Source organism: Pseudomonas allii, assembly GCF_055380095.1.
Genome location: NZ_AP039450.1, coordinates 3,152,121 through 3,167,542, shown reverse-complemented (window position 1 = coordinate 3,167,542; position 15,422 = coordinate 3,152,121). Strand labels below are relative to the sequence as shown.

Annotated in this window: 11 protein-coding genes; 4 read left to right on the top strand and 7 right to left on the bottom strand. The window is 57.5% G+C overall.

Going from position 1 to position 15,422, the window contains the following annotated elements; all coding sequences use genetic code 11:
• Positions 1-60: 60 nt before the first annotated feature.
• The 6 genes from ACZ445_RS14120 to ACZ445_RS14095 all read right to left on the bottom strand — a co-directional run bounded on the left by ACZ445_RS14120 (position 61) and on the right by ACZ445_RS14095 (position 9,427).
• Positions 61-1,173 carry a hypothetical protein gene (locus ACZ445_RS14120; RefSeq protein WP_464708486.1) on the bottom strand — a complete coding sequence of 371 codons (1,113 nt, stop codon included), beginning with the start codon at positions 1,171-1,173 and terminating at the stop codon, positions 61-63.
• Between the two features lie 223 nt (positions 1,174-1,396).
• Positions 1,397-2,629: a hypothetical protein gene (locus ACZ445_RS14115; RefSeq protein WP_464708485.1), complete on the bottom strand. Its 1,233-nt coding sequence runs from the start codon at positions 2,627-2,629 to the stop codon at positions 1,397-1,399.
• A 169-nt stretch (positions 2,630-2,798) separates the two neighbouring features.
• Entirely contained in the window at positions 2,799-3,599 is an 801-nt protein-coding gene (locus ACZ445_RS14110; RefSeq protein WP_464708484.1) for a zinc ribbon domain-containing protein, read from the bottom strand.
• 19 nt (positions 3,600-3,618) lie between these two features.
• Positions 3,619-4,293, bottom strand: a complete 675-nt coding sequence (locus ACZ445_RS14105; RefSeq protein ID WP_416735996.1) for a helix-turn-helix domain-containing protein — start codon at positions 4,291-4,293, stop codon at positions 3,619-3,621.
• A 66-nt stretch (positions 4,294-4,359) separates the two neighbouring features.
• Positions 4,360-8,256: an NACHT domain-containing protein gene (locus ACZ445_RS14100; RefSeq protein WP_464708483.1), complete on the bottom strand. Its 3,897-nt coding sequence runs from the start codon at positions 8,254-8,256 to the stop codon at positions 4,360-4,362.
• Between the two features lie 193 nt (positions 8,257-8,449).
• Positions 8,450-9,427, bottom strand: coding sequence for a phospholipase D family protein (locus ACZ445_RS14095; RefSeq protein ID WP_464708482.1), 978 nt, complete (start codon positions 9,425-9,427; stop codon positions 8,450-8,452).
• A 389-nt stretch (positions 9,428-9,816) separates the two neighbouring features.
• On the opposite strand from ACZ445_RS14095, the gene ACZ445_RS14090 reads away from it, so the two are divergent.
• Entirely contained in the window at positions 9,817-10,335 is a 519-nt protein-coding gene (locus ACZ445_RS14090; RefSeq protein ID WP_307945391.1) for a hypothetical protein, read from the top strand.
• An 818-nt stretch (positions 10,336-11,153) separates the two neighbouring features.
• Here ACZ445_RS14090 and ACZ445_RS14085 read toward each other — a convergent pair.
• Positions 11,154-12,089, bottom strand: a complete 936-nt coding sequence (locus ACZ445_RS14085; protein WP_058426050.1) for an AraC-like ligand-binding domain-containing protein — start codon at positions 12,087-12,089, stop codon at positions 11,154-11,156.
• A 559-nt stretch (positions 12,090-12,648) separates the two neighbouring features.
• Between ACZ445_RS14085 and oxdA the strand changes: the two genes are divergently transcribed.
• The 3 genes from oxdA (at position 12,649) to ACZ445_RS14070 (ending at position 15,309) form a co-directional block, all read left to right on the top strand.
• Positions 12,649-13,707 carry an aliphatic aldoxime dehydratase gene (gene oxdA, locus ACZ445_RS14080; protein WP_179028465.1) on the top strand — a complete coding sequence of 353 codons (1,059 nt, stop codon included), beginning with the start codon at positions 12,649-12,651 and terminating at the stop codon, positions 13,705-13,707.
• Positions 13,708-13,794: 87 nt separating this feature from the next.
• Positions 13,795-14,661 carry a transporter gene (locus tag ACZ445_RS14075; RefSeq protein WP_071495695.1) on the top strand — a complete coding sequence of 289 codons (867 nt, stop codon included), beginning with the start codon at positions 13,795-13,797 and terminating at the stop codon, positions 14,659-14,661.
• Positions 14,662-14,784: 123 nt separating this feature from the next.
• Positions 14,785-15,309, top strand: a complete 525-nt coding sequence (locus tag ACZ445_RS14070) for a group I truncated hemoglobin (protein WP_058426053.1) — start codon at positions 14,785-14,787, stop codon at positions 15,307-15,309.
• Positions 15,310-15,422 lie beyond the last annotated feature (113 nt).

Sequence of the window (15,422 nt, the reverse complement as noted above, 5' to 3'; positions counted from 1 at the left end):
CTCCGATGACGTTGAGATCCTGGACATCCACATTCTGCGCGTCAACCAGATGCTCCTCAGCTAGTGTTCCTTCATCTCCGCCGCGAAATAGGCCTCCATCAGGTCGGGGGTAGCCTTCTGGAATAATGCCTGCACTGGCGACAGGGTGTATCTGGTGATCATTCCTTCCCGTATGAAACCTGAAGCTCGAATCCCCGCCCAGAACAATGCGAGATTCTTGTCGCCGGTGCACAGCATGACTTTTTCATCGGGGAAGGCGGCGTACAGGCGCATGAGTAACTCAAGTGCTCTCAGATCCGCCAGGGCATTATACGCATCGGCTTTTGAGTACTTGGCTGACGGTTTGATAAGGCGCTTGGCAGGGCTCGGGCCCTTGACGACAACGACCATGCTCAGAGCTGCGAGTACGACCAGCGAGCCCCTTGTAAGCCCACACTTCTGTGCCGTTTCAAGCACCCAGTGCCAGGCTTCCGGCCGCCGGCTGGCGCTGACGGGAGCTTGAAGTTTTGGGGCCACCAGGCATAAGAACTCGACTTGCCGGTCAAAGCTGCTGCGCATATCCGAGACTAGACCGATCACCCCCTGGACTGCTGCGTCCGGCACAATTTGCACATCTGGCAGCGCGTCAAGCAGCTTTCTTTTGGCCTCAGCCCACTGATCGAGCACCCGCTCCGGCGTAGGGATATCCCGTTCATTACCCTCCATAGCGAACAGCCCTGGATTGATCCGAACGGCTTTGCCCTGAAAGATGTCCAGGAAATCATCCCCCGAGAATCTCTTCACCCCGTCCCGGTACCGAGCTGCTAGATCTTTGATCGTGCAGCGATCAGGCAGCACCGTCATCCCCTCACGCAAAGCCAGGCCAGATGGAAGCCACCCGCCGCGGACAAGGCCGATTGCTTTGCTCGCATAGTGGCTCTCGAGCGGGGCATTGACCGTACCCTCCGTTGCGATCGGCAGATCAGGATAGTTACTCTCCACGACCCGAGCACCCGTGACTCTCAATGGAATCAAGATCGGGCCGTCGAGGTTAATTTTCTCGAGGTCCTCATACCTCAAAGGCTGAATCTCACCGCCCTCAAAGGTTGCCGATCGGCCGGTGGTTTGGCCGAACTCATCCTGCTCATGAAAAGCCAAGCCCCCCACCACCATCGATTCCCTTCTGTCATTCATGTCTTTTGCTCCCAATTCGCGCCGCACGCTGCGATGTTGCCCGCGCCTTCACCACTCTGCGAGAGCTGCATACCAAAGGCCACGCAATCCCTCAGTTGCATGCCATCCATGCGAACTGCAATTCCGCAAAAAATTTTTGCAGCCATGATCACATTGGCCTGCTGTCGGCGGTGCTTACGACATCTCTTTTAGTACAGTGCCTAGCCATGTCGCCAATCAGGCTTCAGTAAGGGATGTTGACCTGCAGCTGTTGAATCTGCACCGATTGCGCGTGAATTAGGTGAGACAGAACTCGTCGCTCTTTGACAGCAGCCTGCTCAGGGTAATCCGCGAAGCGGTCGTTGCTAACAATGAAAGCTCCAGCATCAAAAGCAGCGGCGGCGAGCAAGCCTTCATCAGCCCTAGCCCCGTTACCCATTACACTGACACGCGCCTGTGGAAACTGCGCCTGCAGCTCAGACTCACTTGTGGAAAGCTTTGAACAGATCCCTGGGTCAAACATCACGACCACCTTGTACAGCTCGCTCAGATGCGGGACAAGAGCCGTGACTGCGCCTAGCCCTATGAAGGTGGACTTCCCGTTTTCAGCCGGCCGGTAGCATAGGTTGTTCCCATCTAGGATCACCGTTTCAATCGCATTATCGAGGAGGCGAAGGTTGTCCTCGACGCGCACTTTCTTTTTATCGAGGTCAATCTCGTAATGGCCGCGCTTGGCTTTCAGCTTTCTGAGGATGTTACGCGGACTCTCATCCTCGAAGCTCTCCTTACATGCCTGGTGAATTGCCCATCTCTCCGAGCTGCTCGAGCTACGTGCCAGAGCACGCTCAAAACCCTCTGCCTTGGCGATATCATTTTCGAGCATCTCCAGCTGACGGGAGCTGTGCTGCCATTCCCGGACTGCTACACCGGCCATCGCTTCCCACTTGTTGCTCGCAATCCTCGTGCTCTCCATTCTGATACTCAACTGCTGGAGTTCACTGGTCATTCCAGCAACGGTTGCGGTGGCCTCGAGGAGGTTAAACTCGCGGTATCGCGTCAAATTACCAGCCAGAAGCTTTTCCCCGGGCTCATGTTTGGCAAGCTCGGCCTCTGCTTCACACCGTGACTGCGACAGCATTTCTAGCCGTTTCGCCAGTTCCCCCGCTTGGTGCTTTGCAACCTTCTGGTCAGCGGAAAGCCACAAGCTGGCCAGCCAGCTGTCAGCCCCAGAAGCCTCATCCAGCTTCGCCTTCTCTCTGCGGATCGACTCGCTGCTCGTACTCAACAGCTCGAGGCGTTGTCTGACCTCAGTATTGATCCGGGTCAGATGTGCCAAATCGGTGCTGGCAACGTCACAATCAAACCCTTGGTACCAGGTGCATTCGTTCTGCAGTTTCTGGATCGACTTTTTGATCGACTCAGCTTGCTCATTCTGTGCAGCCAGAAGTGCTGCGTGCTCATTGCGGTACATGATCATTCCCTTCTCTATTGATTGCGCTTAGCCGACGTTTGGCCCGGGTTTCGCTGTCCCGCGCGGTAAACGGCCTTGGCGCCGCACTGAAACGCAACGACGGCCAGGGCACCAGCCGCCACGCAGATAGCATTTGTGATGAGAAACTCCAAGGGCGATATCGTGGTGTTCATGCTCAGGTCCTCGCCTTGAGGCTTGCGCCACAGCTAGGACAAAACTTGTTTCCTGCATCCACCGGCTGCGCGCATGCGGGACATGCGTTAGCCAAAAGCATTTTTTGCCGCATGTGGCCAATCTGGATCACGCAAGGCACAGTCACTCGATATGCCGGGCTGGCCAGGTCAAATGCAGTCCAGATTCCAGTAATCGCCCATCCGACTGGACCTGTGAGGACTGCAACCCCCCTTCCCATACCTGCTGCACCAGCAAACGCTACGCTACGGCCGACCAGGCTTGTCATTGTTGCACCCGCGACGGCCGCAGTGAGCTGGTACGTGCCTGTTGCACTCAGGCTTGCAAGCAATGTAGCGAGCGCGCCTGGCCCCATCCCAGGTCGGTAGGTGCCACCCAGAGAGTCGAAGAATGTTGCTTTATCTTCTTCGCTCATGCGGCTCATCGACTGCTCCACTACCTTGCCGATGATGGCCAACTCCATCTTCGCGCAGTCAGATCCTTTGCCTACCCCAACATGCGAAGCAACGTCCCCGAGCAGCTCCTTGTAAGGCACACCACTACCACCACGGAAGATGTTCATCAGTGAGTTGCCGCCGAAACGGGACAGCTCTTCAGCTATCAAACCCCGCTCGAAGTCAGTTATCTGTGTGTCCTTCGCCTCACTCAGCTGTCGGCATACTGTTGAAGACAGAGAAATGCGGCCCTTACCGCTATCAGTGATTACATCGATCAGCAGGCTGAGGTCGTCGGCGCCAGCGGTAGAGAGAACATCTGCCAGGTCGGGATCCTGAATCATGGACATGCGGGTACCTCCTCAGTTGTTAATCGAGATTTGTTGGAGAATGTGGGGTTTTGTTACTGACCATCGCTCCTGCAATCGCCGCAAGCCAGGCCCTGGGCTGCTCTTGGTACACTTGACGCAGCATTAGGGCATCCAAGCGATGGCAGCGACGCCGGCGCCATTCATCGCGCGCCATGGCTCTGTCTACCTCCGCGGAAGCTCCTATGCCAAACGGGCGTTGATCCGGGTGTACCTTGCACTCCCGCAGGACCTTTTCAACGGGGTTGCCAAGGTGGAGCTTGTCCTCACTCTGCAACTTCACCGCGGCGGCGAGGAAGTCCTGGCAACTACCGATCGCTTCGGCAAGCGCCAGCCAATCCTGGGGGCGCATCAAAAGAAATGCTGGCGGCACGTCCAGAATTTCAGCAAGCTTCTCAATAGTCTGCAGGTCAGGGTTTGGCTCAACCTCGCCCTCCGCCTTCAGCGCACGTACAGTGCTCCGGGCAATTCCTTTTTCGCGCTGTATGTAGGTTGCGGTGATTGGTCCAGGGCGACCGCTATCTCGCTGCTTGCCACCGACAAACAGCGCTGCGTTCAAGTTGTCTCTGAAGTAGTGGCCCAGAGTGAGCGATGGTGCTCCTCCGATTTCGACTTTTTCCATGATGGCCTCTTCCGTTTCTGATGTCGGAAGAATATGCATGGCTTTCTGCCACATCAATTCATCTTGGAGCGTTGGCACTCCATCTTGTCAGGCAGATGGAGCGCAAGCGCTCCATAAAACCTATTTTTTTACTCTCCTGCTGGCTCGGCTCTCTCGTTTGGCCGCCTTTCCTTCCTCGTAACCGGACTCTTTTCGTACTTTCGCAGCAGCGCCAGCGTCAGTAAGGTCCAGGACAACAACAGATGTTATGGCCCTTAGCTCTGCCGGCAACTGCCCCTCAAGTGCGACCTTGAGTGCATTAGGTGTGTCAGGCGTGGTGCCCTCCGGCGATGCCGGGATCTTCAGCCCCTTCCCGAACCAAAAGACAATGTAGATCCCCTGCCCTTCAGTGCTCGGCGCCTGTGTATAGGTTTGAAGCTGACCGCTATGCCCGTACCAGAGGTGACTGTGGCCTGAACGTTTTGCCTCGAACGGTAGAGACAAGGTCCCGTGCGTGACCACCATGTCAGCCCGAGTCCCTCCTGCAGACGCCACCTCTGGAGATACCTCGAAGTCACCATAAACCCGCAGGCGATCACGAAGCTTATCGGCTAAAATATCGCGGCAATCGTTCTCTGGCTTAGGCGCATCTTCATTCCAGTAAAGGCTCCAGATGTTCAATGGCGAAGACTGGATTTCTGCTGCAACCTTGCGCAGCTCCATAAGGGTCAGAGCTCGCAGATCACTGACACTGATGGGGCCTTTGCTATCAATCACTTTGGCTAAGTCAGCCGGGGTAATCAACGAACAATCCAATGCCCGGGCGTCACGACGGTAGACCTCGAGGTCATGCCTGAGCAGCAGCTCCCAAGCCGTTCCCTCCGCAGCGGCAACCAGCGACTTCAGGACACTTTCCGCCTGTCTCTCACCCGAAAGCCTGATCGACTTCATCACCTTTGCGGTGTCGATCCTGATGCGATCGTAATGCCCTTCCATTGATGGCGATCGGGCGATGAAAAACCGAATCAGGAGGGCGCTGATGCTGATCGTAGTAGAAGGCTCAGTACTAAAGCCTTTTAGCGGGTAGTCGTCGACGATCAAACGGTGGATCGTATGGTCATCGGCCACCTCCAATGCTCGGGTGAAGTCATCACTGAACAAGCCCGGCTCAATGCAAACGCCGAAGTATGCCCACTGAAGTCGATCCGAGATGATGGTGGAATAGAGCCTACCCTGAGGCTCCTGCTTGCATTGCTCGACCAGGCGGTCAATGAAGGTTCGAGCGACCGAGACTAGCTCATCGAGGTCAAGGTTCATCCAGGCTAGATTTTGTGCCGCGTTCAGCAAGCCTCTGTCGACCATGTCTGGTTGCCGTACAAGTGCGTTTACGGCCCACGCCTGCAAATCACCAGCCCGCGGCTTCTCTCCGAGCTTTTCCAGTAGGGTGCGCCAAGATCCGTCATTTACACGGGAGAGCTGAGCGAGCGTTTCTGGCTCTGTGCGGAAGGCGCTTTCAAGCAAAGTGATGCACTGGTCCTCAAGCCTATCTTTGAGGTAGGAGCTTCTCAGGTACTCGGCAGACAAGTACACCCTGATGATTTCTACGGTCGACAATCCAATGAGGTCACGACCCTTGTCAATCAGCAATGATGCCCGGGCTGCGAGATGCACCCCTGTAGGAGAACACTGACCCTCGACAATCCCGTCGGCTACCGCACCAGCAAGCTTCTCGCCGAAGGCTTCATTCAGCGCTTCTGTTCCGTTGCAAGCCACAAGAGGCAGGGGCGAATTTCCAGCATAAATCTCTGCCCCCCAGTAGAAGAGCTCGCTTAATTGGTCATCGGTGATTGTTTCAGCTGTCTGGCAAACCTTGATTCTTCGTTGTAGCTGGGCCTCCACACTATTGGCTGCACGTGCTTGCAGGATCGAAAGCTCCTCCTCATGTGCAGTGATAGCGGCCCTGACCGTAGATACTACTTCTCGGTCTAGGCGTGCCGTAAGCAAGGCTGGAAACCAGTCAGGCGTTGCCTCACCCTGCCGCAGAACCCAGGCCACCACTTGCCGTCCAACATAAGCGCCCCCTGTCCTGGCCAGCAGTTGACTTGAGTTCAGAAGCAAACTGACGGACGCTGCGGTGGGTGAAATGCCGAGGATCCGCAATCCCATGCCAATCGAGCCACAATCAGCAATCTCAAGGTCGGTAACAGCGGCGATTTCAGCCACTAGGTCATCAGCCACACCCCGCGATTCAATGTACTCACGCGCGGCACGGCTGAAGGGGGAGTCATCACCAACAATCAAACCTGTTGCGATCAACAGGCAGGCGAACTCTTCAATAGTTGGCTCAAACTGCGTAACAACGGCAATGCCGAGGTGGGAGGCAAATGTTTGCTGTATCGACCCCTTACCTTTCGCAACGCGCCAGTTTTTCGGGTCTTCTGTAATCAACTCGCGCCATGATCTCGGCGCTACATGCCATGCAGCATCTCGTAGGGCGTAGGTGATAGTGGGGGTGGGGCCACCCACATTTCTCAAAGTGTCATAGAGAGCGGTGTGCACCGCCATCAGCACTTTCAATAGCCGATTCAAATCAGCCAGGTTCAGTTGCTGTGAAGGGATAGCGCAGAACAGCTGGGCCATCGAGCGCAGGTTGCCGTAATCATGCTCCGCCATATGGCAGAGGTGCTCAATGTTCGTCCAAATCGCCTCAATGGTAGGCTGGCCGCAGTGGAGCCAGGCTTTGACTGCTGCGCGCCGGCACCACTCAACCCCAGCTTGACTCACTACCATGCCCCAGCAGACATCAGCTGCAGCGGCATGGGGCTTACCTACAGACAGCGCCTCCAAGAGCATATTGATGCGGTAGCCTGACGTCTCGTCGGCCAGCATCCCTATCACCTGGCTAAGCATGTCATCAGTGATGAGGCCCACCGTTGTGATCTCTGCTGGTGCCCACTGGTTGGGCGCCCACCGGAAGAAAGGGTCTCTAGAACCCACGTCCCTGAGAACCGTTAACCTCGCCTCGACGGGCAATTTTGCCGTGTCGCCGTGAAGAAGCAATGAATCCGGGTCTAGTTGTGCCAGTCTCATCGCTTCATCTGAGCGTCCGAAGCTGACCAGGTGACCTGCATACCACGCATAGAGGGGACGCATTCCGTCCGCAGGTAAGCCGTCTGCAGACACGATGAGCGCCAGCGCGCGTTCAGCATGGAGCTTCGCGTTGCCAACCTCGCTAGTGACAAGCCTTGCGAGGAAACGTCCGGCGAGAAATTCCTGAATGCTACGGTGAAGCGGCTGGAACACGTCCCCGGCTTTGATAAACAACGCGGTGTCCAACACTGCTGTCAATGCAGTGCGGTCGAGCCTCAAGTCGTCACACGTGACCGCGGTGTCATCTGTAAAAACGGAAAGCTTGATCCGATGCCTGCCTGACAACAGCAGTGCCAGGCCGACGCGGCCGGCAATGTCGAGCCTGGCGTCCATCGTGAGGGTGGCAAGCTGGCCATCTTCCTGTTTGATATTGTTGTGCTCAAACGCCAGGTGCTCAACGCCAGACCGGTAAAGCTCGAATCGCGTCAACTCGGCGGGTGACTCTATGTCGGCCTTTGTGAGGAATTTCAAACCCAGAGGCGTCATCGTGAAGGCAGTCGAACGTATCACCTCCAGCCTGGCGAGGAGTGCTGCCGGATCTACGCAGCCAAACGCATGAAGCACTCTGACTGCCTCTTGCTCCGTTAAAGGAAGCAATTGGGCAACTGCAGGGGCCACACCAGTTGAAGCTCCCCTATCACCGAAAGCCTGACTGAGGCGCCCGCCTTCGTTCCAGCTTTCAGCCCGGCAACTTACCCGCCACCTGACGTCCGGAGTGCGCTGTAATGCCCTTGCGATGCCCCTGGCCTCGTCCACCGGAATCTCATCAAGGGCATCGATGTAGATTGTCGAACCGGGTGTAAATTGCTGCTCAACCACGGCAAATGCAGGGTGACAGGTTTCTCCCTCCAGCTGGGCTAGCTGGCTGAGCGCCACGGACTTGCCCATACCAGGGGCACCGAGGAGCACAATGAATCGCTCGCTGAGCAGGCTGCTCAGCGGCCGAGCGTCTCTAGCTTCATCAGCAGCAGTACCGGTCGTTATGAGGCGGTCAAGTGGGGCAATGGTCATGTGGGTACGGGCCAGGCTCAATCGAGCCCGGCATGATACAAGATGCTGGGCCCGGCTCGGGTAACTGGAGTCATTCGGCGGTGTGCCGCGCCAGGATCCGTGCAATCTCGCTCAGGTGAATTCTGCGCGCGCCCTCCTCGAGTATTTCAGCCTCCTCCCAAATATCGCTGATGCTGGACCCCAATTCGAGCGCGAGTGCCTCACGCTGAGCCCGCTTCAGGCTATGTCCCATTAAGGTCGATGTTGGCCTGGCCAGGTCGACCCACCCTTCACCACCCTCATCACCGTACTGAAATGGAATTCGCAGGCCGGTCATCCTGCACACTCCATCAACCACCAGCTCCCCGTCATTCTCAAGGAAAAGGCACAGATACTCGTACTTCCCCGTAGTGTCGAGAGTATTGGGCCAGGACTCGAAATTCCAGTGCTTGCTGGCTCTACGGCCTTTCTCGCCCCCCTGCTCTGCGACAATCTGCTGGTGGTACCGATCCCTGGCCTCATCGGCCTCTTCGCAGGGGCGAGAGTTGTAAATCAGTGCATAGGCATCGCGCACCTCGAGCTCGTGCGGCAGATATTTGGCAAACGTGAATGGCCCCTTAGGCGAGTAGTCAGGTCTTGCGTTCCGATTGCGGTTATAGGCAACGATGGCGGCTTTGAGGTCATCGTCGGTGATGACCCGAGTCTCAGCTGATCTCCAGAGCTGCTCGAACCATTGTTGAGCCGCACGCACTTCATCAGTCGTGGTTGTGTGGATCCCCGCCTCCAGCCAGTGAGCGAGCTCTTGCCCCTCCAAACCAAGGCCATTTCGGCTGAGGTTGGCACTACCTACAACCAGGTTCGCTTCACCTACGATCACCTTGGCGTGCAGGCGGTCGCACTGTTGAATCTCGATATGAGGATTCTTCTTCGCCCTTTTTAGCAGGCCCTTGATCATCCAAGGGTTCGTACCGCCACTGCGCAAGTTAACGATCATCCGGATGGGTTTGGAGATCTCAGGGTGGATGTGCACATCGGCGTCTTCTCCCCAGAACGCTACCGCGACGTCCAAGCGCGGCTCTTCGGCGACTACTGTGGCTACTACTGACTGGTATTGATCAGGGCGAACGAACAATTGAAGGCGCTCCTGTGAATTGTGCTGGTAACGGCCAGTGTGGCGGTGACAGCATCGTTTGGTAGGTTGCCGCCACCAGGGTGGGCCATTACTCTGCCATACCAGCAGCAACTGCCCTATGCCAAGGATCAAGGATGAACCACACCCCTCGACCAAAACGGCAGCATTCAGGTGCGAGCGATGGCATTGAGCCTTGATCCCGACACGTAGCGCGACAATGAATCGAGACGATCTGGTTCACGCCTGGAGGCAATGCTTCAAGGTAATGGAAGCGAACTGGTGATTGAGCGATGGACCCACGCAACGAAGACTTGGACGACTGAGACATGACTGACAGGAAACTTAGTGTAAGTGAACAATGGCTTGAAGCCCGGGCCCCCGGCTTTCAGCGCTTACCAGATCTTGATCGCCGCGTCATATTCGACTTCGCCTTTCTTTGGAGTCTTTTCGAGGCACAGATCATGGAGAACTATGCCCGGACTGATCGCATCCGCGAACGAATCGATGCCTGGACTTTGGACGGAACGCTAGGAGCTGAGCTCTACGACGCGGAGCTTACCTATTATCGGAGTCGTTACTATGCCGACGGTGAATTGACTCACCATTTCCCTCACCTGCAACTCCGGCCCTCAGACCACCGTGACCTCGTTCAGGCGGTTATTGAAGGGGGGAACGACACCCCACGCGACCGAATGTTGGCTCTCCTGATGATCGTCTGGCGCCTACGCAACAATCTCTTCCACGGCGCAAAATGGGCCTATGAGCTTCGCGATCAGCGCGAGAACTTCAGTCATGCGAACAGCGTTTTGATGCGAATACTCGAACGCCATGGCCAGCTCGGCTAAGAGCGCAGCCGCCCTTGAGGACCGTTTCCTAGCCAAGTTGAACGAGTCCTCCGCGCTTGATCCAGGCTTCAGGCTCCCCGAATGCGCAGCGGGGGACCGTAAGCCTCACGATCCCATCAATAAATACATCGCTGCTCAAGCGAAGCAACCGCTGACCTCAAGGTAGCGCAGCAGTGAGAGCATTTGGAACCGGAGCGTCGTCTACGCTCACGTGCCATGCTTGGCGTCCTGCCCTAGGCACCAGTCTTCAGGCATGCCCGAACAAGCCGAGAATGGCGTACACTGAAGGCCGCTGACGACCACCCTCGCCCGTGTCAGAAATCGCCAGTCGCGATCGCCCGTGCACCTGCGGCGACTGGGGGCAAAACTGGGGGCATAGCTTCAAAATAGTCTTCTGAAACCACCGCCCTAGAGCCATGTCAAAATGTTTTTTGGCGTCCCTGAGAGTCTCTAGGGGGCGCCTGGCAGGCTGTTCAGCTGATCATTTCTGCCTTTTCACAGACCATTGAGCCCCATCCACTTCCAGTGGATTGCCACACCAGGGGCATATCCGAGGGCATGCATTGGATAGTTTGAAAAGGATGCCCCCAATGGCCTGCCAAGTACTGCGTCGGATCCTAGACTGAGCAGAATAGAGGCCAAGGTAGCCGCAGCAGCATGCATGCGCCTGCGGAAAAGGGTACCGACGGCATCCAGCAAGCCAGGGCAGAACCGGCAATGGAGAATGTGAGAAGGAAGGAGAATTACATTTCGGGTACTTCGGCATGCCCATCCCCATGAACGCCCATCTTCACGTCGACTTTATAAACCCGGTAGTTTCAATCGCGACGTAAAAGCGTATTCGGCGCCACACCAAACGCCTTGCGAAACGCATGGCTGAAATGCGAGAAGTCAGAAAACCCGAAGTCCAGCGCGGCCTGCGAGACACTGCGCACCTGGCCACGCTCGATCGCTTCCCGGCTGGCATTCAGCCGTTCTCTCCAGATCTCTGCCGCAGGGGTTTTCTGGTAGCGCGCAAAGGCACGCGTAACGGTGCGGGTAGACACATTGTGGGCTTGGGCGATGACCTCGATCGACAGGTCCGGCTCGGCCAGATGGCGTTGGATGTACTGCATGATGCGGCCGTAGAGGTCCAGCTCCTGGTGAACGGCCTTCAGGTCCTGAAGTTCCAGGCTGATCACCAGCAGGTCGAGCAACGCCTCTGAATAACGACTGGAGATGCCTTCATCCTGGAATGCAGCAGGCGTATTGGCCGCGTGGCGCAGCATTTCACGCAAGGGGATCACGCCAGGCCGTCGATCATCGAGGACCATCGCGGTGTAATCCGCAATACGCGGCAGGCGTTCACTGAGCAGGGCTCGCGGGATGCGCACCAGGTGGTTTTCGGTACCACCGAGGCTGAATCGGAACGCTTGCGTTGCGTCATAAAGAAACAAATTACCGGTTGCCAGGCTGGCTTTCCTGCCGCCCTGTTCAATCTGGCCATGACCGTTTCGGGCAAACCCCAACCATAAATCGTCGGCCGGACCGCTGCGCAGATGCTGCTCGGAACGCTCCCAGTAATGCAGTGGCGATGACAGCGAACAGATGTCCAGAGCGCCTAACGCATTGACCGCGAGCGCGCCATCGAAACTGCTCTGGGACAGGGGTTTGCTGTCGGCCGCCAGGCAATGGCGACAGACCACTTCTTTCCAGTATTCAAAGCGACGGGGTGCGGCGACAGCGAGGGTCGAATACTGAGTACTTGGATTCATGACACTGACCTCGGTACAGCAATGCAGTAAGAGCTGGAAAAGGTGTTACCGGCTTTTCAGCGCTAGCAATTAACAGGCCAGGCGCCTTCACGGGCGCAGGTGAGTGATCGACACGCGTCTGTCACCGACATTGTCTCCCCTCGCCCGTATGCCGGGTGACGACCTCGCCCTACCCATTAAGAGGCACGGCCCCGTGCGTTTACAGCGGTGGTGCACCAACCTCGATCATGCCCGCGCGCGCCTGCTTACGCTGTCTTTTCCAACCAAACGGTTGTCTCGACGAACCAAGCGGCTGCTCGTCGTCACGCCTAATTTCCACCTCACAGCAACTCAACCCCCGCTGATGAGGCTCGCCATGCATCGACCCTGTTCACCCCCCTTGGCTGACACCTCCTGGCTCCTGCAGAGGCGCGACCTCGTGCCTGAAGAGTCGGCGTATTGGTTGATCGAGTGGGGGGCGATGAAGCTGCTGCACCGACGACAGGCCGCCAAGCGCGGCCAGCCGCCCAAGTACTGATGCCCAACCGTAGGCCTGAACCAAAATAACGAGGAGCTCAACATGGAATCTGCAATCGACACACATCTCAAATGCCCGCGCACCCTGTCTCGCCGCGTGCCCGATGAGTACCAGCCGCCCTTTGCAATGTGGGTGGCACGCGCCGACGAGCATTTGGAACAGGTGGTGATGGCTTACTTCGGCGTGCAGTATCGCGGCGAAGCGCAGCGCGCAGCCGCGCTGCAGGCGATGCGTCATATCGTCGAAAGTTTCAGCCTGGCCGATGGCCCGCAGACCCATGACTTGACCCACCACACCGACAACAGCGGCTTCGATAACCTGATTGTGGTCGGCTACTGGAAAGACCCGGCGGCTCACTGCCGCTGGCTGCGCTCGGCGCCGGTCAACGCCTGGTGGGCATCAGAGGACAGGCTCAACGACGGCCTTGGCTATTTTCGCGAGATCAGCGCACCACGCGCCGAGCAATTCGAGACGCTGTACGCCTTCCAGGACAACCTACCCGGTGTCGGCGCGGTCATGGATCGCATCAGCGGCGAAATCGAAGAGCACGGTTATTGGGGCTCGATGCGCGACCGCTTCCCCATCTCGCAGACGGACTGGATGAAGCCGACGAGCGAGCTGCAAGTGATCGCCGGTGACCCGGCCAAAGGTGGGCGCCTGGTGGTGCTGGGGCATGACAACCTCACGCTGATCCGTTCCGGCCAGGACTGGGCGGATGCCGAGGCTGAAGAGCGCTCGCTGTACCTCGACGAAATCCTGCCGACCTTGCAGGACGGCATGGACTTCCTGCGAGACAACGGCCAACCGCTGGGCTGCTACAGCAACCGGTTCGTGCGCAATATCGACCTGGACGGCAACTTTCTCGACGTCAGCTACAACATCGGTCACTGGCGCTCGGTGGAGAAACTCGAACGCTGGGCCGAATCCCACCCGACCCACCTGCGTATTTTCGTGACCTTCTTTCGCGTGGCCGCGGGCTTGAAGAAGTTGCGGCTGTACCACGAAGTATCGGTATCGGACGCCAAGAGCCAGATCTTCGAGTACATCAACTGCCACCCGCAGACCGGCATGTTGCGCGACGCGCAAGTATCGCCCGCCTGACGCCAGCCCTGACTCCACTTTTAGCCCTGCGCTTTGCCTGACTGGCGATAGCGGGGCTCTTTTTGCCCGCAAAAAGGATCCTCGACCATGAAACAGTTTCGTTACCTGTCGCTTGCAGCCCTCCTCCCCAGCCTTTGCGCCCACGCTGTCGAGGTAGCCCCTGGCGACTACGAGCAGTTACCCGCTGATGCAACGCTTGGCCTGCTCTACTACCAGCACTCCACCACGAAGAGTGCCTACGCCCAAGGCCACAAAATCAGTTCCGATTTCGACCTGACTTCCGACGTCGGCATTCTGCGACTGCTGCACGTCTACCAGCTGAGCGAGCGACTCACCGTCTCGCCACAACTCCTGTTGCCCTTCGGCCATGTCTCAAGCGGCGGTGACGCTTCCGCCTTGGGCAACACCAGTGGCGTGGGCGACCTCATTCTCACCGCGCCGCTCAAATACACGCTAAACGATGCCAAAGACGTCCTCGGCGCCACTGCTTACCTCTACGTGCCTAGCGGCAACTACGATAAGAACGACGCGCTCAACCTGGGCGAGAACCGCTGGAAGGTTGACCTCCAGGCGGCCTACATCAAGCACTTCTCGGAAAAGTGGGCCGTCGACCTCGTAGGCGATGCCATTTGGTATGGCGACAACAACGACTTCGGCGCCAACTCCGCCCGCAGGGAGCAGGACGTTTCCTACGAAACCCAGTTGATGGGCCGCTACATGCCTGACCCGACCACCGCGCTGGCAATTGGCTTTGGCCACAACTGGGGCGGTGAAACCCAGGTCGCGGGTGTCAACCAGGACGACAAGATGCAGACCACCAACTTTCGCGTCACCGCCACCAAGTTCGTCACCGCCAAGGACCAGCTTCAGCTGCAACTGGGCCGCGACCTGTCCGTGGAGAACGGGCCAAAGGAAAACTTTCGCATGAACCTGCGTTACGCACGGGTTTTCTGACCCCTGTCCGCCTGGATCAAACGGTTGTCCTCACCAGCCAAGCGTGTGCGCGAGAGCAGATCTAACGTGTACCCGTCAGCCGTAGCCAATGAGATTGTCCCCACTGAAACGGAGAAATCACACATGACCGACCAACAACCCGCCCTGGAACAACAGCCCTCCCTCTACACGCGACTCGGGGGCTACGACGTTATCTATCAGTTCGCCGGCGCCGTCTTGAGAAAAACAATGGGCCACCCTGCCATCGGGCACATCTGGGCCCATATGTCCGAATCAACGTTCCAGAAAGAACACATCAATTTTGTCGATTTCCTCTCTGAGCACTGGGGCGGAAGCGCCAAATACCGGGGGCGGGACATGGTCACCGCACATCGGGGCATGGGGCTTACCGAGGTGCACTGGCAAGCCGTGCTCGATTGTCTCGAGGAGTGCTACAACGACTACGACCTGGCGGCGAACCTGCGCAAAGAGGTCAATGACTTTCTCATCAAGTTCAAGCCGGCGGTGATAGGTAGCCCCTCCTATCGGGACGTCGTACTCGCCCACCCTGAAATGGACCCCGCCAAGGGCATGAAAAGCGTCGGCGTTATCTGGCCCAAACACGAGAAGTCATCTGCGCAAGACGCAACGCCTGAACCCCAGAAATAAGCCGTTTGGATCTTCAGGGCATACGCCCTGCTGCCGGGGTTCGCCCTGGCAGCTGAAGCTCACGGGACACACCCGTCCCTTTCAACCAAATGGCTGTCTTGCTCAACCAAGCG

What these genes read in the sequence shown, in the direction of transcription:
- ACZ445_RS14120 (WP_464708486.1), bottom strand. Translation starts at nt 1,173, where the DNA reads ATGAATGACAGAAGGGAATCGATGGTGGTGGGGGGCTTGGCTTTTCAT.
- ACZ445_RS14115 (WP_464708485.1), bottom strand. Translation starts at nt 2,629, where the DNA reads ATGATCATGTACCGCAATGAGCACGCAGCACTTCTGGCTGCACAGAAT.
- ACZ445_RS14110 (WP_464708484.1), bottom strand. Translation starts at nt 3,599, where the DNA reads ATGTCCATGATTCAGGATCCCGACCTGGCAGATGTTCTCTCTACCGCT.
- ACZ445_RS14105 (WP_416735996.1), bottom strand. Translation starts at nt 4,293, where the DNA reads ATGTGGCAGAAAGCCATGCATATTCTTCCGACATCAGAAACGGAAGAG.
- ACZ445_RS14100 (WP_464708483.1), bottom strand. Translation starts at nt 8,256, where the DNA reads ATGGGCAAGTCCGTGGCGCTCAGCCAGCTAGCCCAGCTGGAGGGAGAA.
- ACZ445_RS14090 (WP_307945391.1), top strand. Translation starts at nt 9,817, where the DNA reads ATGACTGACAGGAAACTTAGTGTAAGTGAACAATGGCTTGAAGCCCGG.
- ACZ445_RS14085 (WP_058426050.1), bottom strand. Translation starts at nt 12,089, where the DNA reads ATGAATCCAAGTACTCAGTATTCGACCCTCGCTGTCGCCGCACCCCGT.
- oxdA (WP_179028465.1), top strand. Translation starts at nt 12,649, where the DNA reads ATGGAATCTGCAATCGACACACATCTCAAATGCCCGCGCACCCTGTCT.
- ACZ445_RS14075 (WP_071495695.1), top strand. Translation starts at nt 13,795, where the DNA reads ATGAAACAGTTTCGTTACCTGTCGCTTGCAGCCCTCCTCCCCAGCCTT.
- ACZ445_RS14070 (WP_058426053.1), top strand. Translation starts at nt 14,785, where the DNA reads ATGACCGACCAACAACCCGCCCTGGAACAACAGCCCTCCCTCTACACG.